This is a genomic window from Dietzia sp. B19, from assembly GCF_014145155.1.
Lineage (GTDB): Bacteria > Actinomycetota > Actinomycetes > Mycobacteriales > Mycobacteriaceae > Dietzia > Dietzia natronolimnaea.
In genome coordinates, this window is record NZ_JAALED010000423.1 from 1 (window position 1) to 1,363 (window position 1,363).

1 protein-coding gene is annotated in these 1,363 nt (G+C 71.8%); it reads right to left on the reverse strand.

Features of this window, described 5'->3' with window-relative positions; genetic code table 11:
• Window positions 1–40: 40 nt before the first annotated feature.
• Complete coding sequence (locus tag G6020_RS12100) at window positions 41–1,180, reverse strand: Mrp/NBP35 family ATP-binding protein (protein WP_179525585.1); 1,140 nt, start codon at window positions 1,178–1,180, stop codon at window positions 41–43.
• Window positions 1,181–1,363: the final 183 nt, after the last annotated feature.

The window sequence follows — 1,363 nt, forward strand, 5'->3', positions numbered from 1 at the left end:
GGGATGCGCCCGCGGTGCGGCGGTCCGGCCGGTCCGGCGGTCAGAGGTGGCGCGTGGTGTCGATCCCGAGGTTCATCCCCGCCAGTCCGCGCGGCCGGACGGCCAGTCCGTCCGCGATCTCCCTGTACGCCCTGCCGGACGGTGAATCCGGCTCCGCCAGGACGATCGGGGTGCCCTCGTCGCCGTGCTCCCGGACGGCCTGCTCGAGCGGCACCTGGCCGAGCAGGCGCACCGGTGCCCCCACGGAGCGTGAGAGGTTCGCCGCGACCTCGGCCCCACCGCCGGTGCCGAAGACGTCCATGCGGGTGCCGTCGGGGAGTTCGAGCCACGACATGTTCTCGATGACGCCCGCGATCCGCTGACGGGTCTGGAGAGCGATCGACCCCGCCCGCTCGGCCACCTCGGCGGCGGCCTGCTGCGGTGTGGTCACCACGAGGATCTCCGCCGACGGGATGAGTTGGGCGATCGAGATGGCGACGTCACCCGTTCCCGGCGGTAGGTCCATCAGCAGCACGTCGAGGTCGCCCCAGTACACGTCGGCCAGGAACTGCTGGAGGGCGCGGTGCAGCATGGGGCCACGCCACACCACCGGGGTGTTCCCCTTGGTGAACTGGGCGATCGAGATGACCTTGACGTCGTGCGCGACCGGCGGCAGGATCATCTGCTCGACCTGGGTGGGCCGGGCATCGGTGCCCAGCATGCGGGGGATCGAGTGGCCGTAGATGTCCGCGTCGAGGACGCCCACGGACAGTCCACGGGACGCGAGCGCGGTCGCGAGGTTGACCGTGGCGGTGGACTTGCCCACGCCCCCCTTGCCCGAGGCGACCGCGTACACGCGGGTGAGGTTCCCCGGTTGGGCGAACGGGATGACGGGTTCGGCCGCGTCCCCCCGGAGGTGCTTGCGCAGTTCCGTGCGCTGCTCGTCGTTCATCACGTCGAGCTCGACCACGACCTCGCCCACACCGGCGACGTCCGAGACCGCGGTGCGGACCCGGTCGGTGATCGTGTCCCGCATCGGGCACGTGGCCACCGTCAGGTAGATGCCTATCCCGACCCGGCCGGATCCCTCGTCGATGTCGACGCCCTTGACCATGCCGAGCTCCGTGAGCGGCTTTCTGATCTCCGGGTCGTCGACCTTGGCCAGGGCGGCGCGGATCGCTTCTTCGCTGGGTGCACTCATGATGCCCCGAGTCTAGGCGTCGGGGTCCGGGCGGGCGATTCAGGCAGGCGGCGGCACGCAGAACGGTGCGATGCAGGGGAGCTCGAACACCGGGAGCCCGGGTGGGGCCGGCGCGACCTGGGCCGGCGGCGCAGGGGGACGAGGCGCCGGCGCGTTCTCCGGGGACGGCGACGGGGACGGAGA

What these genes read in the sequence shown, in the direction of transcription:
- G6020_RS12100 (WP_179525585.1), bottom strand. Translation starts at nt 1,180, where the DNA reads ATGAGTGCACCCAGCGAAGAAGCGATCCGCGCCGCCCTGGCCAAGGTC.